We start from the raw sequence: 24490 nt of genomic DNA, 5'->3' as shown, positions 1-24490 counted from the left end.
AATTAAATGGCTCGTTGTTATGTGCGTTCAAGCGTGATGAAGGAGTAAGGAAGCGGGTTTTTTTCGTCCGGTTCATGGTCCTGTCTTTCGGTCTCTTTCCATATATCCTTCTTTACTTCAGGGAAGTAGGTATCGGCCTCGAAATTTTCGTGGACTATCGTCAGATAAATGCGATCTGTAAGATGCATTGCCTGTTTGTAAATTTCGGCACCGCCAACAATAAATACTTCCAATTCGTCGGCGCATAGGGCCAGTGCAGCCCCGATGGAATTAACCACCTCGCAGCCCGCAATTTCAATTTGCTGGCGCGTTATAACGATGTTTCTCCGGTTGGGCAACGGCCTGCCCACCGAGTCATAGGTTTTTCGTCCCATGATAACCGTACCGCCGGTGGTGATCTCTTTAAAGTGTTTCAGGTCCTTAGGCAAATGCCAAAGCAATTTATTGTTTTTGCCGATGGCGTTGTTTTCGGCGATGGCTACTACTATGGATACGGTCATGGGAATTGTTGAATTTTATTTAATTAAGCCGTCATTGCGAGGGACGAAGCATCTCTATATAGGACAATTAATTGAGAGGTTGATTAGCAAGTGCGTCATTGCTTCGTTCCTTGCAATGACGCACGAAAACAGGTAGCTATTCGAAGCGCATTCTTCGGTTGTCATTATCAATTAAATCAAAAAACTAAACAGCAACCACTCCCTTAATATGCGGCCACGGATCATAATTCTCCAGTTCAAAATCCTCAAATTTAAAATCAAAGATGTTTTTAACATCCGGGTTGATCTTCATAGTTGGCAATGGGCGCGGCTCGCGACTCAATTGCAGTTTGGTTTGCTCCAGATGGTTGTTGTATAAATGCGCGTCGCCAAAAGTGTGTACAAAATCGCCTAGCTGAAGGTTGCAGACCTGTGCTACCATCATCGTCAATAAAGCGTAGGAGGCGATGTTAAATGGCACGCCTAAAAAAATGTCGGCGCTGCGCTGATATAACTGGCAGGATAATTTACCATCGGCCACATAAAACTGAAACAGCATGTGGCAGGGTGGCAGCGCCATTTGGTTAACATCGGCAACGTTCCAGGCCGAAACAATAATGCGGCGCGAGTCCGGATTGTTTTTGATCTGGTTAATCACCTGACTGATCTGGTCGATGTGCCCGCCATCAGGGGTGGGCCATGAGCGCCATTGGTAACCGTACACCGGGCCAAGATTGCCGTCAGCATCGGCCCACTCGTCCCAAATGCGCACCCCGTTATCTTTTAAATATTTAATATTGGTATCGCCCTGTAAAAACCATATCAACTCATGGATGATTGATTTCAGGTGCAGCTTTTTTGTGGTTACCAGTGGGAAGCCTTCCTGCAGGTTAAAACGCATCTGGTAACCAAATACACTGATGGTGCCGGTGCCGGTGCGGTCGTGTTTCTGGGTGCCGGTTTCCATGACATGGCGCATAAGGTCAAGATACTGTTTCATTTTTCTGAATGAGTGATGGTGTGAATGATGGAATGTGTAAAACGTTTATTCCTGTACAAATAAAAATAATCTATTTTTGGTATCCTACGGATGTGTATAAATACCTGCCGTTGTTAATTGTTATATGATTAATTTCCCAAACGCAAAGATAAACATAGGCCTCAATATTACCGAACGCCGACCTGACGGTTATCATAATCTGGAAACCATTTTTTATCCCGTAAAAATAAACGACGCCCTGGAAGCTATCGAGGCTGCCCAATTAAGTTTCGAATCATCGGGCCTGGATATCCCCGGCCTTGAGGAAGACAACCTTTGTCTAAAAGGATATCAGCTGCTTAAAAAAGATTTCGACCTGCCGCCGGTAAAAATACACCTGCACAAAAATATCCCGATAGGCGCGGGGCTTGGCGGTGGCTCGGCCGATGCCGCTTTTTTTATCAGGCTGATGAATGATAAATTTGGGCTTGAACTATCCGTCAGCGAACAACTAAACTATGCCCGCAAACTGGGTGCAGACTGCGCCTTCTTTATCGAGAACAAGCCCGTGTTTGCTTTTGAGAAAGGCGACGAGTTTGAGACGATAAAATTAGACCTCTCAGATTACTCAATTGCGTTGGTGATGCCAGACATCCATATCTCGACATCCGAAGCCTATGGCGGCGTAAAACCGGCGCCGGTTAAAGAGTCATTGCTCGACCTGATTTATGAGCCGATTGGAGAATGGAAAAAATTCATCAAAAATGATTTTGAAAATAACATCTTCAAAAACCATCTCGAGATAAGAGGGGTAAAGGCCGCACTTTATGAGGCCGGCGCTCTCTATGCCAGCATGAGCGGGAGCGGGGCATCTGTGTTTGGCATCTTTGACAAAACACCTGACCTTAGCGCTTTGGAACACGACAACCAGGTGTTCTATAATATCTAGCAGAAATTTCTTTTTAGGGATGGCTGATGTAATCCCTGTCCTCGTCACTTAGTGTATCGGGTTTGTCGCCGTCGTAATCGCCGTCATTAAACCCGCCGCCCAGGGTCCTTACTTTTTTGGGACGGCCAACCAGCACGCCCAAAATAAATGCCACCAGTGCGAAGGCCGCCAGGGCTACCAGTTTTGAAATGTAAAACGTGCCAAACAAAATGGTGAATTTTACAGGCTCGGTGTTTTGCATCAGGATTATCGTGAGCAACACGGTAACTAAAATGATAACCATTGTTTTTATGCGCATAACTTTTTGGGAGTTTACAGTTTTAGCTAATATCCGATTTTTATAGATGGAATAAAAATCCATTTCAAAAAACAGGATAGGGGGCTAAATAAAAATCCCGTAAATGTTAAAGTAAAAAACAGGAAGGGAGCTGAGCCCTTTTTAAAAATCAGAAAATCGTGATTGTCAAATTCTGTTTTGGGGCAAGCCGTAACATCGACGCCAATGCCTATAATCAAATGCTTTTTTTTAAAACACAGTTTCAGGGTTTATTTTTTTCTAATTCTCTTCCGCTCTCCATCATGCCTTTTTCGGGCTTAATCTAATTTCACGGTTTCAGTACACTAACTGTCTTAATTTAGGCCAAAAGTATCGATAGTGATAAATTTGTCAATATAATCGTCATAAATGCTTTGAATTACAGTGATTTAAATTAAAAAAATCACACTAAATCGAATATTTGCTAAATTTATTAGTTAAAAATTAAATTAAAAATCAATATAATATCAATTTTTAATTTAGTTAATATCTATAATGATCTGATTTTCAATGTATTAAATTATTTATTTAAGGCGATCATAAACTTTTTTTAATTGAAAATCCATTCGTTTTTTGTATTGATTAAGCTGCTTTTTAAGGGTAAAATAAAACATAGATCCGATACACAAATCTACTTTTGAAATTTGCCCTGTAATTGATCGAAATTTTAAATATGTATGTGGATAGGCTAAAATTACAGCGTGCGTGAGAGGGGCTTAAAATTCGTTTGGATAGGGTGTGGTATTATCCCCTACCGGTTATTATCACGAAAAAACGACCTTAGAAGTCGTTGCCCAAGGGTAGATGATAAAGAATTTTTAACGGTTTTTACGTTTCTGAATTTGCCTTTGGGCCACCGGAAACAGGAAGATAGTAGATAGAATTAGGAGAGCGCCAACCCAAAATCCGGCGGTCATTTTATTCATATCGCCAAAAAAAAGAAACGACATCAGGATGCCGTATACCGGCTCAAGGTTGGTGATGAGGGCCACTCTGAAGGCAGAAAGTTCGCGCATTACTGATACTCCGGCCACGTAAGCCAAGGACGTACAGATGGTGCCAAGCAATATCAGATAGCCTATATCGCTATGCTTTAAAAGCATGGCCTGGTTAAACCCGCCGGTAAAAACAAGGTATAATGTGGCCCAGAAAAAGGCGCCGGTCAGCTCAAAAAATGAGATCACGGCGGGCTCGGTTTGCTGTACTTGTTTGGAGTTAATGATAGAAAACAGGCTGGCAAACAACGCGCTCAATAATCCTGCTATGATCCCCTTAGTGTATTGAGTTTCAAATTTAAAGATCAAAACGATGCCTGTTATGATTAATAAACCGGCAATAATTTCGAGTTTCGAGATCCGTTTTTTGCTGATTACCGGCTCTAAAACCGCGGTAAATAATGTCATTGATGACAGGCAAACCAGCGTTACCGGCACGGTAGAAAGCTTGATAGAAGCAAAGAAAAGTATCCAGTGCCCGCCAACCAACGCACCCGTAAAGAACAATTTCAGGAAGGTTTTGCGGCTTACTTTAAAGGCTGTTTTGTTGAATTTAAAGTACAAAAATAGCGAGATCAAGGCTATTAATACGCGATACCAGACCAATTGTACGGCCGAAATGCTTATTAAAGCGCCTAAAATGCTGGTAAAGCCCCAAATAAAGACCGTAAAATGAAGTATAAGCAGGTTTTTATTGAGCTCCGGAGTATTTACACTGCGCTGTGCCATGCTTATTTAGGCGCTTTATACAGTAAATAACAGCCCAGTAAGCCGAACAGGAAGTTGGGTAAACCTGCTGCAATCATTGGCGGCAGTCCGCTTTTTATCGCAAAAACCAGGGCGAATTTATCAACCACAATGTATCCGAAACATAAAAAAAGACCGATCCCCAGGGGCAAACCTATGCCGCCTCTGACGCGCCTGGACGAGATAGAAACACCAATTAAAGTAAGCACGAACGACGCGAACGGGTACAGAAAACGGCGCCATTTTTCGTACTGCATGTCTCTTAAATTGCCCGCTCCGCGAATCTTTTCTTTGACAATATTCCTGTTTAAATCGCTTAATGACATGGCTGAATATACATTGTCATGGGCCTCAAAATCGGCGGGGTAGAGCTCCAGAGTGGTATCTTTTTGGGGCAGATTTTGCAGTAGTTTTTCCCGCAAACCGTTAATATATCGTACCGAATAATCGTGCAGGATCCACTTCCTTTTTAATGAATCGTAGGTAACCGTATTGGCTACGGTCTTCTCGCGCAGCTTATCGCCGTCAAACTTTTCAAGCACAAACTGGTAGCCCGTATGCGACGTATTATCGTATGAATCTACGTATACATAAGTGCGGTTATCCAGCTTTAAATGTACCTGGTTTTTTTGCTGATCACCGTTAAAACCGTTGGCATTTTCAAACTTCACCTTTAGGTTATTGGTAAAAGGTATGAGGTATAAATTGGCAAATAATGACACAATAAATATCAGCGTAGCCGACACAAAGTAGGGCCTCAGGAAGCGGTTAAAGCTCGCCTTACCACTCAGTATCGGGACGATTTCAGTCTGGTTAGCCATCTTGGCCGTAAAGAAAATTACCGCCAGAAAGTTAATTAATGGCGAGAGCAGATTGATATAAAACGGAATAAAACCGGCATAATATTTAAATGCGACATCATAGAAAGTATTATGATGAGACAGGAAATTGTCCAGGTGTTCTGATATATCAAACACCACCGATATCACGATAAATATGCCCAGGGTAAACACAAACGTCCCCAGGTATTTTTTGATGATATACCAGTCAAGTATCTTTAAATACCGGTCTAAAAAATCCTTCATTATAGTCGTTGGCCCAAACGGTTAACCATTATTTTTTTCCAGTCGTAAAACTCGCCTGATATAATTTTTTTTCGTGCTTCTTTAACCAGCCACAGGTAAAAATGCAGGTTGTGCAGCGTTGCAATTTGCGCGCCCAGCATTTCGCCGCTGTGGATCAAGTGCCTTAAATAGGCCTTGGTATAATTCTTATCGGCAAACAGATCACTATCAGCCTCAATAGGCGAAAAGTCTGCTTTCCACTTCTCATTCTTGATATTGATAACGCCGTTTTTGGTAAATAACATACCGTTGCGGGCGTTACGGGTGGGCATTACACAGTCAAACATATCCACACCCAAAGCTATGTTTTCCAGCAAATTAATAGGTGTGCCTACACCCATTAAATAACGCGGTTTTTGCTCTGGTAATATATCGCACACTAATTCTGTCATGGCGTACATTTCTTCGGCCGGTTCACCTACCGAAAGGCCGCCTATGGCATTACCTTCGCGTTCGAAAGAAGCAATAACCTCGGCCGACCGCACCCGCAGATCTTTATAAACCGACCCCTGTACAATAGGAAAAAAAGTTTGGTCGTAACCATATTTTGGCTGGGTGCTATCAAACCTGTCGCAGCAGCGCTTTAACCAGCGGTGCGTCATTTCTATTGATCTTTTAGCGTAATTATAGTCGCACGGGTAGGGTGTGCATTCATCAAATGCCATAATAATATCGGCACCAATGGTGCGCTGTATGTCCATCACATTCTCGGGCGTAAACAGGTGTTTTGAGCCGTCGATATGCGAGCGGAACGTTACGCCTTCCTCCTTGATCTTACGCACTTCGCTTAAACTGTATACCTGGTAACCGCCGCTATCAGTCAATATCGGGCCATCCCAGCCGTTAAATTTATGCAGGCCGCCGGCGCCTTCAATCACGTCCAGTCCCGGCCTTAAGTATAGATGGTAGGTATTCCCCAATATAATTTGCGCCTGAATATCGTTCTTGAGCTCATGCTGATGAACGGCTTTTACTGTGCCCGCGGTACCCACAGGCATAAATATTGGCGTTTCGATAGTTCCGTGATCGGTTGTGATCTCGCCCGCGCGAGCCTTTGATAGCGGATCGTGTGCTGTTAAGTTAAATTTCATTTTTTGCAGGGGCAAAGATAGTGAATAGAGATTGTTAATGAAGATTGGTGGTTGAAGATTAAAGATTAGTGGTTAGCGGGATATGGCGGTCGGTCTGTGCGATCCGATAGCTATCGGATCTCTCCCTTGGGAGGGTGTAGGGAGGGGTTAGCAAAGCGATAAGACTGATCTTTAATCTTCAAATACCAATCTTTAAAAAAGGGCGTTGCCTGCGGCCCGGGTTATCCGCTTATACGGCCTCAGGCGTTGGGCACGGCCACAGCAGAGACTCTTCGCGGCCGGTACGCTGCTACTAACGCGACTGTGCATGCCGGGATTAACTGATATAGCATTAATGGCATTCGCTTAATACCGTTTCCTGGACGAGCAAATGGCCGATTTTTATCAGAAAGAAGTATTGATAAATAAACTGATCACATCAAGTGCCATCATTGCCATATTTATCAGCTGCCTTGGTTTGTTAGGATTGATATCTTTACTTACCCTGCAGCGTACCAAAGAAATAGGTATCCGCAAGGTACTTGGGGCTTCTATAACCAGCATAACCGGTTTGCTTTCTGCCGACTTTTTAAAGCTGGTATTGTTGGCGGTAATTATAGCCTCGCCCATAGCCTGGCTAATGATGAGTAAGTACCTGCAAAGTTTTGCTTACCGCATAGATATCCAATGGTGGGTATTTGTATTGACGGCATTTATTGCCCTGTTGATTGCGTTTATTACGGTAAGTTTTCAGTCTGTTAAAGCGGCAATGGCAAACCCGGTAGAGAGTTTAAGATCAGGAGAGTAGCAGATTGGAATTAATCACTCAGTATTGCGCTTTGCGCGATTATGAACTCAAATTACCACTCAGCGTTTAGCGTACATCGGATAGATGATACCTGTCATTAATCGCGGTGACAGCCGTCATCCCGTGGATAGGCGCCCCCATCTATCTTTGCTTACATACCTTTTAATCATGAAAAAGATCAGTGCAGCCTTTGACGGCTTGAAATTTTCAAAAGCTACGTTAGACTATGCTATTGACCTGGTTACACAAAGCCAGGCCATGCTAACCGGTGTTTTCCTGGAAGATTTTCTCTATCATAGTTTTAATCTCTACGACATGATCGGTAGTCAGGGCATATCCTCAACCAAGTTGAAACACCTGGTAGAAAAAGACAAAGCAACCCGGCAGCAGGCGGTTGAATCGTTCAAACAAAGCTGTGAGCATGCCGGCATTGATTATACAATCCATCAGGATGACCGCTTTGCTATTGACGATTTGCTGAAGGAAAGCATTTATAGTGACCTGGTATTGATCGGGGCACAAGAAACACTGAGCCATTTTCCGGCAGAAAAACCAACACCTTTTGTTAAGGAACTGCTGGCCGGAACCCCATGCCCGGTAATGGTTTTGCCGCGTACTTATCATGCCATTGAGCGGGTAGTGATCTTATATGACGGTCACCCATCCTCGGTTTTTGCTATTAAAATGTTCAATTACCTGATGCCTTTCCTGCGCAAGCTCCCAACAGAGATCGTATTTGTTTCGGAGGATACTTCATTAAAAAAACTTCCTGATGACCAACTCATAAAAGAATTTATCCGCTGCCATTATCCGGATGCTGCTTACACCCTGTTGGCCGGCGAGCCGGAACAAACGCTTGCAACGTATCTTAAAAAATTGTCGCCAAACGTTATGGTGGTGATGGGTGCTTATAACCGGGGCGCGGTTTCACGGATGTTTAAAACCAGTATGGCCGACAAGTTGATCAGCGCAGTGGAGGACGTACCGGTTTTTATCGCGCATCATCAATAGTTACTGCATTCCTGCTATAAGCGCCTGTCAGTGCAAGTCAGAAAAGTTTGTTTCCTGTTGCATCACAGCCCGGTAACCAGCCTTAAACAGGAGATCGGGATATTTTAATTCAAACATTGGGAACCGATGAAGATCTGGTTCGAGGTAATAATCACAAAAAGTTGCACTGGTGGCGACCTGATGAGCGATTATCAAATGAAAACATCGGTCCAGCACTTGTAGTCGGCTCATTTTCCTGGAAAGAGATGGATGGAATTTATTAACATTGGATCCAATAAGGGATTCACATACAGGACGAATATCCCTCACCGGGAGATTGTCCAGGATGCCGCCGTCAGCCAGATAGCCGCCGTCAAAATGCACCGGCATAAATATACCCGGCACAGCACATGAGCCAATAAGCGGCTGGTAAAGAGGGCCTTTTGATAAGGTGATCTCCTGGCAGGTTAACAGGTCGGTAGCGGTTACCCATAACGGCATGGCCAGATCTTCGAAATGAGTCGGCAGCTTGGCATCTTTAAAAAGTTGTGTTAACCCGGCTACGGTAAAAAGCCCCGACCCGGAGAATATCTTATTGATAAAACCCGAAGAAGCCGTTGTTTTTATTGTTTCAAGGATTTCCCTGGGCGAATGTCCTGCCGCATATAAAGCCCCTATCACTGCGCCCGCGCTGGCACCGGCGATCGCCCCCGGCCGGATGCCCAAATCTTCCAGGCCCTGTAAAACGCCTAAATGTGCAACACTGCGGGCACCGCCACCAGACAACACTAACCCTACTTTAATCATTAATTATTGTATTCGGCAAAATTGAGAAACCTATACCGCCCGGAAAATGATCAGGATCATATCCTGGCTTGTTAAGGGTCAGTTTTATTCCGGCGCGGATAACAGAACTTTACCAAAAAGCTCGAGATGAAAACACTATTAATCGCCACTGACCTTTCCGAAAATGCACGGCATGCTGCCACTTATGGTTATCATCTGGCCCAACAGCTTAAAGCAAAGGTTTTGCTTTGCCATGTAATGAATGTTCCGGCGGAGATCCCGCAAACGGGTATGGTACCCTGGCCTGCCGATGTTTATGAAGATATGCTGCAGGATAGCGATAATGAGCTGGCTAAACTTAAATGCCGGTTAATTGCCGAGGGTGACCCCGGCGGCTATCAGCCTGAAATTATTTGTGTGCACGAGGCTGGTTTTGTGACCGATGTGGTAAATGCCGAGGCGGATGCGCACCGGGCGGACATGATCCTGATCGGGATGCATGGTAATGATGGCTTTACAACGCTGATGATAGGCAACCATAGCCGGAAAATGATTGATAGCGCTGTGCGGCCCTTGCTGCTGATCCCTGCTGATGCCGCTTTTAAGCCCATAAAAAAAATTGCTTTTGCCAGTGACTTTAAACAACCGGGTCAGGATATAAAAACAATTAATGAACTTGTTGCGTTTGCCAGGCCCCTGGGTGCGGAGTTGGTGCTTGCACATATCGACCAGCGTAATGATGATCCCGAATGCAACACCATCGCGAATCAGTTATTAACCGAAATAACGGCCGGGCTTGATCATCAGGAAGTAAGTTATCAGGTGGTAAAAAGCAACCGTGTTGAAGATGGCTTGAGCTGGCTGGTCGGACACGCACATATCGATCTGATCGCCATGGCACATCGTGACCACGGCTTTTTCGACCAGCTGTTTAAAGGTAGTCACACGCAAAAGGCCGCTGGTAAAATGTCAGTTCCTTTATTGGTAATCAACAGAAAAGTAGCCCGTTAAACCATGGGTGATGAGGCTTTTTAATAATAGAACGTTCAATATAAAAGGTACTTAAAATGAAAAAGATTCTTGTACTTACCGATTTTACTGACCAGTCCGGCCAGATCACCGAAGCTGCTGTTAAACTGAGCGGCAAACTGCACGCTAACCTCATCTTATTAAATGCATTTGTCAGTCAGCCCGCATTGTCCGAATATGGCACAAATCCATGGTCCGCAGAAGAACTATTATGGGCAGATGAAAGTAAAAGGAAACTTGCCCTTTTAAAAGAAGATATGGAACCCCTTATCGCAGCTTTACCAACCGCTGACTATCGCGCAAGTATTGATTGCCGCCAGGGCATGGGTAGCCTGGGCTCACAAGTAAAGGATATGCTCAAAAATGATACTATTGAGCTGGTCGTCATGGGTGCCCGCACCGGCAGTGCCTGGGATCATTTGTTGATGGGCAGCGATACAGTATCTGTGATCAATCATACAGACAGACCGGTAATGATCATCCCGGCCGGGCATCCGCTTAAAAGTCTAAAAAAAGTCACTATTGCCACGGATTTTGACGAGGCCGACCTCAACGCAGTACATTACCTCACCAGGCTGGGTCGTTTGTTTAATTTTACGATCGAGATCACCCATGTGAAACTTTGGGGTGAAGAAGGTGGGGGTGAAGCACAGCAGGCGGCTTTTGCAAAGCATGTCGCTAAATTTAACTATGATGGTATCGCCTATCAAAACATCAGCGGTAAAGACCTGGTTAACAGGCTCAATAAGCTGGTTGAAGAGAATGGTTCGGACCTGCTTGTATTGGTTCATGATAAACATAGCTTGCTTGACCGGCTGATCAATGGCTCCAATGCAAAGTCGTTACTTGAAAAACAGGAATTTCCCGTAATGATCATTCCCGCCGGAATAGTGGTCAAATGATCACGGCGATCCGGGACTTCAGCGAGATCATTTCACCTAATAGATTTTGGTTATTGCGTATAGAATTAAATGATTTTGAACAGCTGTTTAAGTACCTTAATTTTATACGACAGATAGAACCTGTAATATCAATTTATCAAACCAATAATCAACTTTTAATATGGAAAAGGAAACAAATGATATCGGTAAATGCCCGTTTCATAACGGCACTTTAAAGAATAATGTCGGCGGTGGGGGGACCCGTAATCCCGACTGGTGGCCCAATCAGCTTAAGCTTAACATTCTGCGACAGCATTCGGCTTTGTCAAACCCGATGGATAAAAATTTTAACTATGCCGAAGCCTTTAAAAGCCTTGACCTTGCAGCAGTGAAAAGCGACCTTACCGCGCTCATGACCGACTCTCAGGCCTGGTGGCCGGCAGATTTCGGCCATTACGGTGGTTTGTTTATCCGTATGGCGTGGCATAGTGCAGGCACCTATCGTGTTGGGGATGGCCGGGGCGGGGCGGGTGCCGGCCTGCAGCGTTTTGCCCCGTTAAACAGCTGGCCTGATAATGTGAGCCTGGATAAAGCCCGCAGGCTGCTGTGGCCTGTTAAACAAAAATATGGCGATAAGATTTCGTGGGCCGATCTGATGATCCTTACCGGAAATGTCGCGCTTGAATCAATGGGTTTCAAAACTTTTGGTTTCGGCGGCGGACGCGAGGACGTATGGGAAGCGGATGAATCGGTTTATTGGGGCTCAGAAACCACCTGGCTGGGCGGGGATCTGCGTTACGCGCATGGATCTCCCGGCGTAGCGGGTCGCGGCGTATTGGTTTCAGAAGATGATGCAGATGGCGATATCCACTCGCGCAACCTGGAAAAACCACTGGCTGCTGTACAGATGGGACTGATCTACGTCAATCCCGAAGGACCTGACGGTAATCCTGACCCCGTAATGGCTGCTAAAGACATCCGCGATACCTTTGGCCGTATGGCTATGAATGATGAAGAAACGGTTGCGTTAATAGCGGGCGGTCACAGCTTTGGCAAAACCCACGGCGCCGCATCTCCCGATCATGTGGGCAAAGAGCCGGAAGCTGCGGACCTGGAGTTACAGGGCTTTGGCTGGAGTAACAGTTATGGCTCGGGCAAAGGCGCTGACACGATCACCAGCGGGCTTGAAGTAACCTGGACGAAGACCCCTACCCAATGGAGCAATAATTTCTTCGAGAACCTGTTTGGCTTTGAATGGGAATTGACCAAAAGTCCCGGAGGCGCACACCAATGGGTGGCTATGAACGCGGAGCAAATTATTCCCGACGCTTTTGACAGCTCAAAAAAACGTTTACCAACGATGCTGACGACTGACCTTGCTTTACGATTTGACCCGGCATATGAAAAAATATCGAGGCGCTTTCTGGAAAGACCGGAGGAATTTGCAGACGCTTTTGCGCGTGCCTGGTTTAAACTAACGCACCGCGATATGGGGCCACGCGCACGTTACCTCGGCCCTGAGGTTCCGCAGGAAGAACTGCTTTGGCAAGATCCTATCCCGGCGGTTAACCATGTATTGATCGATGAAAATGATATTACAGCACTAAAGGCAACAGTATTAGGGTCGGGATTAAGCATCCCGGAACTGGTATCTACCGCCTGGGCGTCAGCCTCCACTTTCCGCGGATCTGACAAACGCGGCGGCGCCAATGGCGCACGGATACGGCTGGCCCCTCAAAAATACTGGCAGGTAAACAATCCGGCCCAACTACAAAAAGTATTGGATGTATTGGAAGGTATTCAAAAACAATTTAATGATGCAGGGGCTAACGGAAAGAAAGTTTCGCTTGCCGACCTGATCGTACTGGCAGGATGCGCAGGAGTTGAAAGCGCCGCCAAAGCCGTAGGCCATGAAGTTACTGTTCCTTTCAGGCCCGGCCGGATGGACGCCTCGCAGGAACAAACCGACGTGGAGTCATTTGGATACCTGGAACCTCTTGCCGACTGTTTCCGTAATTACCGCGGGCCGAATTTGGCTGTGTCAACAGAATCCCTGCTTATTGATAAAGCTCAGTTGCTCACGCTCACTGTTCCTGAATTAACTGTATTGATCGGCGGCATGCGGGTATTGGGTGCCAATTTTGATGGATCTAAACACGGCGTATTTACATCCCGTCCGGAGGTGCTAACTACCGATTTTTTTGTCAATCTGCTGGATATGAATACTGCCTGGAAAGCGGTCTCACCTGACCGCGAACTGTATGAAGGCAGGGACCGGGCTACCGGTGAATTGAAATGGACAGCCACACGCGCAGATCTGGTGTTTGGCTCTAATGCCGAGTTGCGGGCCGTTGCCGAAGTTTACGGAAGTGCAGATGCAAAGGATAAATTTGTGAAAGACTTTGTAGCCGTTTGGAATAAAGTAATGAACCTGGACAGGTTTGATATCTCATAACAGGTTTAAAGAAGCAATAATTAAAGAGACTGCGCTCAATGAGACTGTCTCTTTAATCAACGTCAGGTTCATGACTCATTTTCAGGCTTCCTGTGTCTCAGCGGGTGGGGCATCTCTTTGTTCAAATCTGCCTGTTTTTTTGTTTAACAGGATCCTGTAGAGCACCAGTCTTTTGCTGGTACCGATTTCGCTGGCCCGGTCAGCAATCCCGTGTGAAGGATGTGCATCTTCGGCTTTGGATAGGTAAGGTTCGATGCGGTCAATAAGCTTTTGCATGGCTTGTTCCGATTCCTTCACGCCGGTAATTTCTTCAAACGTTCCCCAACAGACAGCGCTTTGCCAGTTAAAGAAATTTTCCACACGGTCAACCTCGAAACATACTTCAGGATTTTTGCGCATCAGGCTGACCTTTAACCCGTCTGCCGAATGAGCGTAAATATAGGGCGCTTCATAAACATAATTTACCGGTATAATATAGGTGATGCCATCAGCATGACAGCCAATCCGGCCAAGCAGTTGCGTGCTTAACAGGTCTTCCAGCATAGTAGTATTAAGTTCACCTAACATATTGCGATTTTTAAATAATTCCGGGAATAAGCCCGGCCCTTGTGTAATAAATCATAAGCGATACTTCCACCTATTATATATAACCAAGGTAGGGACGGGGAGGACTTACGCTATTGCCCTTAATCAGTTGGTTATATGATTGTTGTCATTTTAAAAGACATGTATAAAACTGAACTTCGTATGGAGTTTACTGTTTACTATGAAAAATATCCTGGTCCTGACCGATTTTTCTGCCAGTGCCGCCCGCGCGGCTGAATGCGCGTTGGGTATAGCTGCAAAGCTCGGCGCTGATGTGCTGCTGGTGAATGTGTACCCCATCACGCCTTATTTACCATCGGTGGGTTTAACCGTGTTACCGTTAAGTACTCCGGGAGAGAAAAGGCGCGAAAGCACCACCCGCCTGAACCGGGAGGTTCGGCGGCTGGAAAAACGTTTACAGGATCTCACTGTTCCCGGCCACAAGCCGGACATTCGCCCAATACCGCTGGAAGGTTTGTTGGCCGAGCGTGTTTCACAATTGGTACGGAGAAAGAACTGCATAATGATTACCATGGGCGTTTCGGCGCAATCCTATGGCGACTTGTTTTTTGACGGCAATATTAAAGCGGTTCTTCAACTAGCTGTCAGACCGGTGCTTATTATACCCGCAACCTGGAACCGGCGTGAGATCAGGCATATACTGTTTGCAACTGACCTGGCGGAGGAAGATCAAAAAGTGCTAAACGAACTGATCAGTCTTTGTAACCGCTTAAAGGTCCAGATCAGCGTGACCCACGTATCCCGGCCGGTACTGATCCCGGATTTTGCGGAAGAAATACGGGTCTCAGCCTTTATTGAAAAGATAACAAGCCTTAATCCGGCAATCCGGTACTACCCGGCCAGGGGCGCGAACACCCTGGCGGCGTTGAAAAAAACCAGCGAAGACCAGCAAACGGATCTGATTGCGTTGCGGTATCAAAAACATCCTGGTTTTTACCACCTATTCCATGAAAATCCCTTAAAAGAAGCGATCAAACTGGGAACACTTCCGCTGTTGATCTTCCCCGAAACCTCCCATGGTCATGACTAATTTTATCCGCCGCACGCTTACCGGGAGCGGGCTTGTCACCGTGATCCTGGCTGCCGTTTGGTTCGGCCCATACAGTTTCGCGGCGTTGGTACTGCTGATTGCCATGCTTTGCCTCCGGGAATTTTATCAGCTACTTGAAATACCCGGCGCCCGGCCTGCGCCCGGATGGGGGATATTGCTGGCCACCAGCCTGATCCTTACTTGCTTTGCGGCCGCCTCGGGACTATTCAGCTGGAAATGGTTGTTAATAAATGTGCCGGTTGCTTTTGGTGTTTTTGTAGCTGAACTTTACCGGCGACGGGCAAAATTTCCGTTTGAAAGCCTGGCGCTCACGTTTTTGGGGATCACCGCGACCGCTCTGCCCCTTTGTTTTTTTATCGCTCTGCCTTTTTTATCTGCGCAGGCCGGCTATCACTTCGAGCTGCCTATGGGTTGTTTTTTGTTGTTGTGGGCAAATGATACAGCGGCTTACCTGGTTGGCCGGAAACTGGGGAGGCAGCCGTTGTTTAGACGGATCTCGCCCAAAAAAACCTGGGAGGGCAGTTTTGGCGGTGCAGTGGCAGCCTTAGTTACGGCTTCGTTCCTCTCCCGGTATTTTACAGTTTTAAGTACAACAGAATGGGAAATTCTTTCGTTTATTATCGTAGTGACCGGCACTTATGGCGACCTGCTCAAGTCGATGTTAAAACGGAGCCGGGGAGTTAAGGATTCCGGCACCATTTTGCCCGGCCACGGCGGGATGCTTGACCGGTTCGATAGTTTGCTGGGTTCTGCACCTTTTATTTGTGTTTTTGTAATTTTGCTGGAGCGATGAATAAAAAAGTCTATAGATGGGTGAATATGATCACCTTTTATCGGCTGGCAGCCGCGCCATTTCTGGTACTGTTGCTGATTGGCCGGCAATTCGCTGCCTTTAAATGGCTGCTGGCCCTGAGTTTTTTTACAGACGCCATTGACGGCTGGCTGGCGCGAAAGTTTAAAGTTAACAGTTTGCTGGGCGCCCGCATGGATTCGGTAGCGGACGATCTGACCATCCTGGTGGCAATCATCGGGATTGTCCTGTACCAGCCGGTTTTTTTACGCAGTGAATGGCTGTTAATTGGCGTGATGATACTGCTGTACGCAACGCAAAACGGCATCGCACTGATCCGTTATCGCAAGCTAACCAGTTTTCATACCTATGCTGCTAAACTGGCCGCCGTGCTGCAGGGTGGTTTTCTGATGCTGTTTTTCTTTTTACCGAAACCTGTGCTGCCATTGTTTTACCTGACCGCCGGTGCCACCATCATTGACCTGGTTGAAGAGATCCTGCTGGCGCTGGTGCTGCCGCAATGGGAGGCCAATGTTAAAGGGCTGTACTGGGTGTTTAAAAGAAGGCGGCCGGTATAATGTCGCTATCGAAATATGGTGATGCTACATTGCTTTGTCAATGTCAGGCAGAACCAGATATAGGAAACATCATTTCAAAACACGTTTCTTCCTGCGGTTTGCTGTAAAAACGCAACTTACCGTTCATAAGCTCCACATAGCGTTTCACGATCGCCAATCCCAGGCCGGTTCCCGGGATATTGCCCGATTCATTAACCCGGTAGAATATCGTAAATAATTTTTCCTGGTCTTTTTCGGCAATACCCAAGCCGTTGTCTTTGACACAGATACTTAGGCGCCCGTCACTGATAGCCGTAATCAGGCGGATCCTGGCGTTTTCGCCTGCATAAGTAATGGCGTTGAAGAGCAGGTGGTTAACCGCGTTGCGGATCAGCTGCCTGTCCAGCGAGACCATTGTGCAACTGCCGGTTTGTTCATAGCTGAGTTGCTGGCCGGCCTTCGACAAGAGCCTGGTTTCGGCTATGATCTCCCGGCACAAGGCCGGCAAATCGAAAGGAACACAGTTCGCGCTGATCTCTCCCGCATCCAGCTTTTCGAGCGCCAGGAAATCTTCCAGTATATTTTCCAGGTTATGCACTACCTGTTTGATTTTGACGCTATGTTTTGCAACCTTTCCGAGGTCCTGCTGGTTTGCATATTTTTCTACCAGCGCTGTCGAGAGAAGGATCGAGCTTAGGGGCGTTCGGAATTCATGCGAGGCCAGGGTGATGAAATTACTTTTCAGTTGATTTAGCTCATGCTCTTGTTGATAGGCCTGAAATCGGCTGTTCAGCTCGTTCAGGACGATATAGACCAAAAAGGCAACGATCGCCAACACCGAGAGCGTACCTGCGGCTACAATAAGCTTGATGCCGCCGGCTTGCTCCCGGTTGAGGGAGGCATAAGAGATTACCCCTATTATCGCTACCAAAACGACAGATACAGCAGCACCGGTGTAAAACAGTAAGCGGAAACGATATAATATACTGTTTCGGCGGCCGTTTGGATCCTGGACTGATTTGCTTTCAAATTCTTTATTCTTCATATATTTCTTATTTGCACAATTTAGCGGCTCCTTCCCGGTTGTGAAATGATTGTTAACAAGCCGGAGCAGAATCTTCATCATCTTTAAAGACAAACAACCGACATCCTTTCCTGACGACGATCAGCCGCGAATGTGCCGGCGATCATTTTTTTTCAGGCCTGACTTCTATAATTTTGGCGCGATAGGTGGATGATTTAAATCACGTAATTGCTAATATCCGGATATGAGCATTAAAATTCTGATCGTTGAAGACACCGCTGACATCCGGGAGGGCGTCGTGGAAATACTGGAACTGGCCGGTCATACGGTCTATGCAGCCAGTAATGGCAAAGAAGGGATAGAAATGGCCAGGGTGCATCTGCCAGACATAATTCTTTGCGATATTATGATGCCTGAACTTGATGGTTACGGTGTCTTGCACCTGCTGGGGAAAACTCCCGAAACGGCTAACATCCCTTTTATTTTCCTGACTGCCAAGACCGACCGGGTTGATCTGCGTAAAGCAATGGAAATGGGTGCCGACGATTACCTAACCAAGCCATTCGACGATGTTGAGCTACTAAACGCTATTGAAAGCCGGCTAAAAAAGAAAGAACAGCAAAAGGAATATTACAGCCATGCTATGGAAGAACTGGGCCGCCTGGTTGCGCGGAACAATGGCCTGGCAGAGCTGCAGCGGATCATCCGGGAGCGAAAAACCCGGCATTTTAAAAAGAACCAGGTTATTTATTATGAAGGCGACAAGGGGAACGGACTTTATATTGTGCTTAGCGGGAAAATAAAAACCAGTAAATTGGCAGAGGACGGGCGTGAACTGATCACCGCTCTGCATACGGCTGATCAGTACCTGGGCATACAGGCGTTGCTGGCTGATGAGGCCTACGCAGAAACCGCCATTGCACTGGAAGACAGCCAGGTTTGCCTGATCCCTAAAGAACAGCTGGAAGAAATGCTGAATTTATATCCCGACGTGGCCCGCCAGTTTATCAAATTGATGGCAGTTCAGCTGCGGGAGAAAGAAGAACTATTACTGCAACTGGCTTATCATTCTGTCCGCAAAAAGCTGGCGGAGGCCATTTTGCGGCTATATCGCCAGACAGATTCGGTTGAAGAAGGATTGCGGATCTCGCGGGAGGACCTTGCCGCACTCGCCGGTATGGCCACCGAAACGGTTAGTCGCACCTTATCAGATTTCAGGAGCGAGGGGCTGATCGAAAGAAACGGCAGCCTGATCCAGGTACTTGACCCACAGCGCCTGGAACGGATGAAAAATTAATAATCAACAGTTTTAATCAGAAGCATACTTGCCAACTCTTTATCAAGCTGATAGATATCTTTCCTAAAATTTAGCCGCCCGTTCCGGTCCGTAAAGGCGGTGAGGTAGGCAATAAAGACCGGGACCTTTCGGGGAAGTGTCACATATCGTTCCTTCCCGGCGTGCATCGCCTGCCTGATCTTTTCGGCATCCCAGCCCTGCTGTCCATTTAACAGGAATGCGGCAAGTTTGGCCGGTTCCTGCACGCGGATGCAGCCATGGCTAAACGCGCGGGCGGTTTCACCGAATAAAGATTTGGCCGGTGTGTCATGCAGGTAAATATGGAAGCTGTTTGGAAGCAGGAACTTAACCAGCCCAAGGGAATTGTCCGGCCCCGGAAGTTGCCGGATTACCGGCAGGCCCGCTGCATAGCCGGTAATTTGCATGTGGTGGGCCGCCAAATAGTCCGGGTGTTTTTTCATTGCCGGCAGGATCTCCTTACGGACAATACTCTGAGGGACATCCCAGTAAGGGCTGAACACGACATATTTTATTTCGCCGTAAAATACACTGGTAGGGTGCACTGTTTGGCCAACTACCACATTGCAGCTCCATAACAGGCTGTCTGCATGGTAAACGTGGAGCTTGAATTCCGGGATATTGACCCCGAGGTAATCTGCATCCAGGCGGACGGGCAGCCAGCGACTGCGCTCCATATTAACCATAAGTTGTTCAATGCGGCTTTTTAGCGGTACATTTAATTCGGCCATGGTTTCTTTTGTCAGCAAGCCGCCCGTATCCAGTCCGTGCCGTGCCTGAAATTGACGAAGGGCGGTTTGCAGTTCCAAATTCAATGCTGTACTGAGCGTATCGCCCCGTAGGTCCCCGAGGTGATGTAAACGTGCCCTGACGGATGGGATGACGGCCGCTGTATCGCCGGGCCGCAGGCTTTTTAAAGGCATCGGAAGTTTGTCCCAGCGGTACTGTTCGTCCAGGTTGCGGTATTTCCTCAGGAAAGAACGCAGCAAATCATATTGACGATAAACGGGCTCGGGCGTTGCCGGCGCTTTTAACAGGCTATCAAGGTAAGTAGCATAGTCTACCCTTTTACGGGGGAGATACCAACCTGCGGACCGGCTAACTGCTGGGCCAAGGCCTTGCCAGGCCAGCCGCGCATAAACAAAATACTGTGCGGTTAGCATTAATTCTGTTCGGAGATCGGGTTTTCCTTTGGTCCAGGTATGAATCAGTGAGTCCAGTTCCTTCGGATAAGGGGCGGGCGGAGCGATGCCCTCGTTCGCCAGGTTAAGCATGCGGTTGACTAAATTACCGGCTTGCTCAATCAGTGCCCCATTTTCAAACCAGGCATAGGCATAGTTGCGGTTATGATAAAAACGATCGATCTCTCCGGCATAGGTTTGGAAAGCCGGGTAACGTTTTAAAAACGGGGCAATCTGCGTACTGTCAAAAACAACTTCAGACTGGCCGCTAAAGTTACCGGGCACCGTCATGTCACGGCTCAGCACTCCGGCTGCGGTCTTCCTGTTCGGCTGCTGTCCACAACTATTGCAGGAGAGGCCCAAACTGACCAGTGCCATAAGTATCGATATGCGAGCCGGTTGTTGCATGAGCTAAGCTCAAAGATCGCAGGCTGGCCGGTGAAAATGAATGATCGGGATCACGTGAAAAGCTGCTGCTGCTCAGAACCTGCATCTGTGGCAAGAGCCGGGCCAGGGACAAGGTACTTATGGAAGTTTCCGGGGGATTTTCGTTTATTGGTACGGCGGTTGCGGAAAATATAAGCTAAACGTGGTACCCTGCCCGCACCGGCTTTCAAAATCGACCGATCCGCCCATCAGACTAGCATAACGGGCAACAATATTCAGTCCAAGCCCTGTACCCTGGATGGTACCGGTATTGCCCGCGCGAAAAAAGGCGCTGAACAAATGTGGCTTATCCGCTTCCGGAATACCGATCCCCTGGTCAGCTACTGACAGGCGGCATTCCTCCGTGTTGAGTTCCGTATCCAGGCGGATGAGTGTGTTTTCGCCGGAATATTTGATCGCGTTAGACAAAAGGTTATGCAGGCAGTTCTTGAGTAAGTGCTGGTCAAGTATTACGCGGTCTGATGTCCCTGAATGCCTGTAAACCATCTGTTGCCCCGGCTTGGCCAGCAACTGCATTTCGCCAGTGGTTTCCTGGCAAAATTCCGGCAGGTCGAATTCGGTCAGTGAAACGTTGATCTTCCCGGATTCCAGTTTTTCCAGCGACAGAAAATCGCCCAGGATCGCCGAGAGGTCATTAACGGAGTTCTTGATTTTGCTGACATGTTTGGCGATATGCTGGTCTGCATAGGGTTGGGCATATTTCTCAATAAGCGAGGCTGAAAGTTTAACTGAACTAAGCGGCGTCCGGAACTCATGAGAGGCCATGGATACGAAGCGGCTTTTTAACTGACCCAGTTCCCGCTCTTTTTGCAGAGCCTGGTCAAGTTCAGCAGTGCGTTGTGCAACCATATCTTCGAGGTGGCTGGTATAGGCGATAACCTGTTCCTCAACCTGTTTCTGCCGGGTGATGTCGCGGGCGATTTTAGATGCGCCGGTGATCCGGCCCGAAGCGTCGCGCACGGGTGAAATCGTTAGTGAGATCGGAATAGCCTTCCCGGCCTTTGTCCGCCGGATGGTCTCAAAATGTTCCACCTTTTTGCCTTCACGGATAGCCTTAATGATCCGGGTTTCTTCCGCCAGCCGCTCTTCGGGAATGATCAGGTTGACGTGTTGCCCAATAGCTTCGGCGGCGGTATAGCCAAATATGCGTTCAGCGCCCCGGTTCCAACTGGTTATGTTCCCATCCAGGTCCTTGCCTATAATGGCGTCCTCGGATGAATCGACGATAGCGGCCAGCAGAGACTGCTGACTTTCTGAACTGTGCTGTGCAGTGATATCACTAAGTGTATGGATGGCGCCGTCATAATCGCCGGCCCCATCGCGGATCGCTACCGAGGAAACCAGGATATACCGGTCAGTACCATCCGGCAGCCGGAAGCGAAGTTCCCGCCGGTGACTTCCAGGATTTGTCTTAATCGCGTTTGTTACCGGTCTGTGACCGGTACCGATCTGGTGCCCTTCATGGTCGAGTATTTTGAAAGACGGATACCAATCCCTGCTGCCGGTTAATGGCGTCACGCCGAACAGGGATGCTGCCGCCAAGTTGTATTCCACCAGTTCATCATTGCGGTTGCAGACATAAACTGCGACCGGCAACTGTTCATAAAAGTTGAGCAGAGAGATTCGGTGTTCGGTCATCGTCATGGCCGGAAGTCTTTTACGTTTAGGCGCTAATTTAAAATTATTTGATAACATAATTTAAAATTATTACTAGCGCTGTCGCTGGCGTACCGTCACGCCGGGTTGCCGGGGCTATGATCAAAGATTCGCTATACTGGCAGCAATTATCCTATCAAATTTAGGTATATATTATTATTCCAACAAGTTGTATAACAAAAATATATTCCTGTTTAATAAAAACGGGATTCGCACTGATAAAGTATGCTTAAATTAAGATGCGTATATTTTTTTTCACTGCAAAAAGGGCCGGAAAGCGGAGTGACATGAAGATAAACGGTTAATATTTTCCCTCAATCCATCACCAAAACCGCTGCGCCGGTGACTTCACCATTTCGGAAACCGGCGATAGCCTCGTTGGCTGCTGAGAGCTTAAAAAGTTGAATTTGGGTATGTACCGAAACGTCCTTCAGTACAGAAAAAAAGTCCAGCCCGTCCTGACGTGTCAGATTAGCCACCGACCTGACTGATCGTTCGCCCCAGAGGAGGTCGTAGGAAAAGGCCGGGATGTCACTCATATGGATACCGCCGCAGATTACCTGACCGCCCTTACCTACATCTTTCAACGCCTTGGGAACCAGTTCGCCGGCGCTGGCGAAAATAATGGCTGCATCCAACATTTCCGGTGGACTGTCAGAACTCCCGCCGGTCCAAAAGGCTCCCATCTTTTTTGCGAACTCCTGTGCGCGGATATCCCCGTCGCGGGTAAGTGCAAATACTTTTTTTCCCTGTGCCGCCGCTATCTGAACCAGGATATGTGCCGCTGTGCCAAAACCATACATCCCGATATTTTTTGCCGTGGGCATGATCATGCGGTAGGAGCGGAAACCGATCAGCCCGGCACATAATAACGGCGCCGAACCTGGCTGATGATAGCGCTCATCCAGCACAAAGCAAAAGCGGGCGTCGGATACCGTATATTCGGCATAGCCGCCGTCAATTGTATAACCGGTAAATAAGGCATTATCACACAGGTTCTCCATGCCCTGTTTACAAAACCTGCATTGCCCGCAGGTATAGCCCAGCCACGGGACACCAATCAGTTGCCCGGGTTTAGGCCCTTTAACCGCATCGCCCGTTTTGACTACCGTCCCCACGATCTCGTGACCCGGGATCAGCGGCAGTTTGGGCCGGTCCAGTTCTCCATCCAGGATATGGAGGTCGGTACGGCAAATCCCGCAGGCTAATATTTTAATCAGCACCTGGTGATCATCAGGCCGGGGTACGGGCACCTGTTGATAAACAAGCGGCCCGCCGGTCTTTTTAAGCACCATGGCATGCATATGATCCGGGTAGGTCATGACTTATTTGCAGCTGTAATTATAAGTAACTACCTCTTGTTGTTTTAAAATGCAGCGCAATACCCCGGTGGAAATACCAGCAGCGGGATGTGAACATGGCGGGCCATAGCCTGGGTATGGCTGCCGGTTAATAGTTTGGCAAGGAAATGCCGCGGATGATGAACCATTGACAGGATATCTATCTGGCCATGTTCTGAAAGCCAGTCAAGCCCGTGTTCAACATCTATGCTTTTTACGTGCCGGTAATAGATATGGTCATAGCCGGCCTTTTCGGTTATTTCTGCTAAAAAATCTTTAGCTTCCCGTACATGACCGTCGGACGCATACTTTTCGTCTGCACAGTGCGCGATCAGTATTTCAGCATTCAGGTACCGTGCCAGGCTTACCAGTGAATGGATCACTTCGACGTCTTCAAGGCTCAGATCAGTTGCAAAAGCAATTTTCCGGATCGGCACAAAATGCGCTTCTTTAGGGATCAGCAGGACAGGGAATGGCGCGGCGTCAATCAGGTCCCGGCTCTGGCTGCCCAGGAAAAAACGACTGAGCCCGCCCTCTCCGGACATGCCCATCGCTACCAGGTTAAGTTGTTGTTCGTCCATTTGGTTCCTGACGATGTCTTTGACCGTACCAACTGCGCTATCGTAGCTTACCACCGGATGGTAGGAGCCGGTAGCGGAGCCCTCCCGCTCTTCCTGTTCCAGTTTCCCGGACAAAAAACTCAGGTCTTCTGTGACCTGTTTTTTGATCGAGCTGTAATCCTCCAATGGCCAAGCCACCTGAGCTGCCCCTGGTACTTCAATAGGAACTTTAAAGGCATGGACCAACCGGATGCCGGTATGCAGGCTTTTGGCTAACTGCAGCGCGTAACGACCAGCATTATCCGCCGCTGCCGAAAAGTCTGTGGGTACTAAAATCGTTTTCATTTATTGTCAA

The 24490-nt window shown here is 47.5% G+C and carries 23 protein-coding genes; 10 read left to right on the top strand and 13 right to left on the bottom strand.

Annotated features, from left to right (window positions below; genetic code table 11):
• Positions 1–17: 17 nt before the first annotated feature.
• Together LJ658_RS11230 and LJ658_RS11225 are read right to left on the bottom strand one after the other, a co-directional pair.
• Positions 18–500 (bottom strand): dihydrofolate reductase, encoded by a 483-nt coding sequence (locus LJ658_RS11230; RefSeq protein ID WP_230546603.1) that lies wholly within the window; start codon positions 498–500, stop codon positions 18–20.
• 184 nt (positions 501–684) lie between these two features.
• Positions 685–1479, bottom strand: coding sequence for a thymidylate synthase (locus LJ658_RS11225; protein ID WP_230546602.1), 795 nt, complete (start codon positions 1477–1479; stop codon positions 685–687).
• Positions 1480–1603: 124 nt separating this feature from the next.
• On the opposite strand from LJ658_RS11225, the gene ispE reads away from it, so the two are divergent.
• Positions 1604–2407, top strand: a complete 804-nt coding sequence (gene ispE, locus LJ658_RS11220; protein ID WP_230546601.1) for a 4-(cytidine 5'-diphospho)-2-C-methyl-D-erythritol kinase — start codon at positions 1604–1606, stop codon at positions 2405–2407.
• A gap of 13 nt (positions 2408–2420) precedes the next feature.
• On the opposite strand, the gene LJ658_RS11215 is transcribed toward ispE, so the two are convergent.
• The 4 genes from LJ658_RS11215 to tgt all read right to left on the bottom strand — a co-directional run bounded on the left by LJ658_RS11215 (position 2421) and on the right by tgt (position 6680).
• Positions 2421–2705 carry a hypothetical protein gene (locus LJ658_RS11215; RefSeq protein ID WP_230546600.1) on the bottom strand — a complete coding sequence of 95 codons (285 nt, stop codon included), beginning with the start codon at positions 2703–2705 and terminating at the stop codon, positions 2421–2423.
• An 836-nt stretch (positions 2706–3541) separates the two neighbouring features.
• Positions 3542–4447 (bottom strand): DMT family transporter, encoded by a 906-nt coding sequence (locus LJ658_RS11210; RefSeq protein WP_230546599.1) that lies wholly within the window; start codon positions 4445–4447, stop codon positions 3542–3544.
• Between the two features lie 2 nt (positions 4448–4449).
• Positions 4450–5550, bottom strand: coding sequence for an LptF/LptG family permease (locus tag LJ658_RS11205; protein WP_230546598.1), 1101 nt, complete (start codon positions 5548–5550; stop codon positions 4450–4452).
• Positions 5550–6680, bottom strand: coding sequence for a tRNA guanosine(34) transglycosylase Tgt (tgt, locus tag LJ658_RS11200; protein WP_230546597.1), 1131 nt, complete (start codon positions 6678–6680; stop codon positions 5550–5552). The genes LJ658_RS11205 and tgt overlap by 1 nt, the downstream gene beginning before the upstream one ends.
• A gap of 370 nt (positions 6681–7050) precedes the next feature.
• On the opposite strand from tgt, the gene LJ658_RS11195 reads away from it, so the two are divergent.
• A complete protein-coding gene (locus LJ658_RS11195; protein WP_230546596.1) occupies positions 7051–7467 on the top strand; it encodes an ABC transporter permease in 417 nt (138 codons plus the stop codon).
• 168 nt (positions 7468–7635) lie between these two features.
• Positions 7636–8478, top strand: a complete 843-nt coding sequence (locus LJ658_RS11190) for a universal stress protein (protein ID WP_230546595.1) — start codon at positions 7636–7638, stop codon at positions 8476–8478.
• 27 nt (positions 8479–8505) lie between these two features.
• On the opposite strand, the gene LJ658_RS11185 is transcribed toward LJ658_RS11190, so the two are convergent.
• Complete coding sequence (locus LJ658_RS11185; RefSeq protein ID WP_230546594.1) at positions 8506–9264, bottom strand: patatin-like phospholipase family protein; 759 nt, start codon at positions 9262–9264, stop codon at positions 8506–8508.
• A gap of 126 nt (positions 9265–9390) precedes the next feature.
• Here LJ658_RS11185 and LJ658_RS11180 point away from each other — a divergent pair, with 126 nt between their 5' ends.
• The 3 genes from LJ658_RS11180 to katG all read left to right on the top strand — a co-directional run bounded on the left by LJ658_RS11180 (position 9391) and on the right by katG (position 13608).
• Complete coding sequence (locus LJ658_RS11180; RefSeq protein WP_230546593.1) at positions 9391–10254, top strand: universal stress protein; 864 nt, start codon at positions 9391–9393, stop codon at positions 10252–10254.
• Between the two features lie 56 nt (positions 10255–10310).
• Positions 10311–11174 carry a universal stress protein gene (locus tag LJ658_RS11175; RefSeq protein ID WP_230546592.1) on the top strand — a complete coding sequence of 288 codons (864 nt, stop codon included), beginning with the start codon at positions 10311–10313 and terminating at the stop codon, positions 11172–11174.
• A gap of 160 nt (positions 11175–11334) precedes the next feature.
• The gene (gene katG, locus LJ658_RS11170) at positions 11335–13608 is read left to right on the top strand and encodes a catalase/peroxidase HPI (protein WP_230546591.1); all 2274 of its coding nucleotides are present in this window, start codon (positions 11335–11337) and stop codon (positions 13606–13608) included.
• An 81-nt stretch (positions 13609–13689) separates the two neighbouring features.
• Here katG and LJ658_RS11165 read toward each other — a convergent pair whose 3' ends face one another.
• Positions 13690–14175: a pyridoxamine 5'-phosphate oxidase family protein gene (locus LJ658_RS11165; RefSeq protein ID WP_230546590.1), complete on the bottom strand. Its 486-nt coding sequence runs from the start codon at positions 14173–14175 to the stop codon at positions 13690–13692.
• Positions 14176–14374: 199 nt separating this feature from the next.
• Here LJ658_RS11165 and LJ658_RS11160 point away from each other — a divergent pair, with 199 nt between their 5' ends.
• Genes LJ658_RS11160 through LJ658_RS11150 form a run of 3 tightly spaced genes read left to right on the top strand, consistent with a single transcriptional unit; the run spans position 14375 to position 16633 of the window.
• Positions 14375–15244, top strand: coding sequence for a universal stress protein (locus tag LJ658_RS11160; protein ID WP_230546589.1), 870 nt, complete (start codon positions 14375–14377; stop codon positions 15242–15244).
• The gene (locus tag LJ658_RS11155; RefSeq protein ID WP_230546588.1) at positions 15237–16058 is read left to right on the top strand and encodes a phosphatidate cytidylyltransferase; all 822 of its coding nucleotides are present in this window, start codon (positions 15237–15239) and stop codon (positions 16056–16058) included. Before LJ658_RS11160 ends, LJ658_RS11155 begins: the two co-directional genes overlap by 8 nt.
• The gene (locus tag LJ658_RS11150; protein ID WP_230546587.1) at positions 16055–16633 is read left to right on the top strand and encodes a CDP-alcohol phosphatidyltransferase family protein; all 579 of its coding nucleotides are present in this window, start codon (positions 16055–16057) and stop codon (positions 16631–16633) included. Before LJ658_RS11155 ends, LJ658_RS11150 begins: the two co-directional genes overlap by 4 nt.
• Before the next feature lie 43 nt (positions 16634–16676).
• On the opposite strand, the gene LJ658_RS11145 is transcribed toward LJ658_RS11150, so the two are convergent.
• Positions 16677–17657, bottom strand: a complete 981-nt coding sequence (locus LJ658_RS11145; protein WP_230546586.1) for a sensor histidine kinase KdpD — start codon at positions 17655–17657, stop codon at positions 16677–16679.
• A gap of 223 nt (positions 17658–17880) precedes the next feature.
• On the opposite strand from LJ658_RS11145, the gene LJ658_RS11140 reads away from it, so the two are divergent.
• Complete coding sequence (locus tag LJ658_RS11140; RefSeq protein WP_230546585.1) at positions 17881–18933, top strand: response regulator; 1053 nt, start codon at positions 17881–17883, stop codon at positions 18931–18933.
• On the opposite strand, the gene LJ658_RS11135 is transcribed toward LJ658_RS11140, so the two are convergent.
• From LJ658_RS11135 to LJ658_RS11120, 4 genes are all read right to left on the bottom strand, one after another.
• The gene (locus tag LJ658_RS11135) at positions 18930–20510 is read right to left on the bottom strand and encodes a murein L,D-transpeptidase (protein ID WP_230546584.1); all 1581 of its coding nucleotides are present in this window, start codon (positions 20508–20510) and stop codon (positions 18930–18932) included. The two genes, LJ658_RS11140 and LJ658_RS11135, sit on opposite strands and share 4 nt — an antisense overlap.
• A gap of 174 nt (positions 20511–20684) precedes the next feature.
• Positions 20685–22217: a PAS domain-containing sensor histidine kinase gene (locus tag LJ658_RS11130; RefSeq protein ID WP_230546866.1), complete on the bottom strand. Its 1533-nt coding sequence runs from the start codon at positions 22215–22217 to the stop codon at positions 20685–20687.
• A gap of 332 nt (positions 22218–22549) precedes the next feature.
• A complete protein-coding gene (locus tag LJ658_RS11125; protein ID WP_230546583.1) occupies positions 22550–23557 on the bottom strand; it encodes a zinc-dependent alcohol dehydrogenase family protein in 1008 nt (335 codons plus the stop codon).
• Between the two features lie 44 nt (positions 23558–23601).
• Complete coding sequence (locus tag LJ658_RS11120; protein ID WP_230546582.1) at positions 23602–24480, bottom strand: universal stress protein; 879 nt, start codon at positions 24478–24480, stop codon at positions 23602–23604.
• Positions 24481–24490: the final 10 nt, after the last annotated feature.

The organism is Mucilaginibacter sp. UR6-11 (assembly GCF_020880695.1).
Lineage (GTDB): Bacteria > Bacteroidota > Bacteroidia > Sphingobacteriales > Sphingobacteriaceae > Mucilaginibacter.
Note: the sequence above shows the minus strand (reverse complement) of the source record. Positions and strands in the feature narration are given on the sequence as shown.

Bases quoted from the DNA above. Each gene is read 5' to 3' on its own strand.
- LJ658_RS11180 (WP_230546593.1), top strand. From the start codon at position 9,391: ATGAAAACACTATTAATCGCCACTGACCTTTCCGAAAATGCACGGCAT.
- LJ658_RS11155 (WP_230546588.1), top strand. From the start codon at position 15,237: ATGACTAATTTTATCCGCCGCACGCTTACCGGGAGCGGGCTTGTCACC.
- LJ658_RS11225 (WP_230546602.1), bottom strand. From the start codon at position 1,479: ATGAAACAGTATCTTGACCTTATGCGCCATGTCATGGAAACCGGCACC.
- LJ658_RS11120 (WP_230546582.1), bottom strand. From the start codon at position 24,480: ATGAAAACGATTTTAGTACCCACAGACTTTTCGGCAGCGGCGGATAAT.
- LJ658_RS11210 (WP_230546599.1), bottom strand. From the start codon at position 4,447: ATGGCACAGCGCAGTGTAAATACTCCGGAGCTCAATAAAAACCTGCTT.
- LJ658_RS11130 (WP_230546866.1), bottom strand. From the start codon at position 22,217: ATGACCGAACACCGAATCTCTCTGCTCAACTTTTATGAACAGTTGCCG.
- LJ658_RS11205 (WP_230546598.1), bottom strand. From the start codon at position 5,550: ATGAAGGATTTTTTAGACCGGTATTTAAAGATACTTGACTGGTATATC.
- LJ658_RS11135 (WP_230546584.1), bottom strand. From the start codon at position 20,510: ATGGCACTGGTCAGTTTGGGCCTCTCCTGCAATAGTTGTGGACAGCAG.
- ispE (WP_230546601.1), top strand. From the start codon at position 1,604: ATGATTAATTTCCCAAACGCAAAGATAAACATAGGCCTCAATATTACC.
- LJ658_RS11140 (WP_230546585.1), top strand. From the start codon at position 17,881: ATGAGCATTAAAATTCTGATCGTTGAAGACACCGCTGACATCCGGGAG.
- LJ658_RS11165 (WP_230546590.1), bottom strand. From the start codon at position 14,175: ATGTTAGGTGAACTTAATACTACTATGCTGGAAGACCTGTTAAGCACG.
- katG (WP_230546591.1), top strand. From the start codon at position 11,335: ATGGAAAAGGAAACAAATGATATCGGTAAATGCCCGTTTCATAACGGC.
- LJ658_RS11190 (WP_230546595.1), top strand. From the start codon at position 7,636: ATGAAAAAGATCAGTGCAGCCTTTGACGGCTTGAAATTTTCAAAAGCT.
- LJ658_RS11185 (WP_230546594.1), bottom strand. From the start codon at position 9,264: ATGATTAAAGTAGGGTTAGTGTTGTCTGGTGGCGGTGCCCGCAGTGTT.
- LJ658_RS11215 (WP_230546600.1), bottom strand. From the start codon at position 2,705: ATGCGCATAAAAACAATGGTTATCATTTTAGTTACCGTGTTGCTCACG.
- LJ658_RS11125 (WP_230546583.1), bottom strand. From the start codon at position 23,557: ATGACCTACCCGGATCATATGCATGCCATGGTGCTTAAAAAGACCGGC.
- LJ658_RS11230 (WP_230546603.1), bottom strand. From the start codon at position 500: ATGACCGTATCCATAGTAGTAGCCATCGCCGAAAACAACGCCATCGGC.
- LJ658_RS11160 (WP_230546589.1), top strand. From the start codon at position 14,375: ATGAAAAATATCCTGGTCCTGACCGATTTTTCTGCCAGTGCCGCCCGC.
- LJ658_RS11195 (WP_230546596.1), top strand. From the start codon at position 7,051: ATGGCCGATTTTTATCAGAAAGAAGTATTGATAAATAAACTGATCACA.
- LJ658_RS11145 (WP_230546586.1), bottom strand. From the start codon at position 17,657: ATGAAGAATAAAGAATTTGAAAGCAAATCAGTCCAGGATCCAAACGGC.
- LJ658_RS11175 (WP_230546592.1), top strand. From the start codon at position 10,311: ATGAAAAAGATTCTTGTACTTACCGATTTTACTGACCAGTCCGGCCAG.
- LJ658_RS11150 (WP_230546587.1), top strand. From the start codon at position 16,055: ATGAATAAAAAAGTCTATAGATGGGTGAATATGATCACCTTTTATCGG.
- tgt (WP_230546597.1), bottom strand. From the start codon at position 6,680: ATGAAATTTAACTTAACAGCACACGATCCGCTATCAAAGGCTCGCGCG.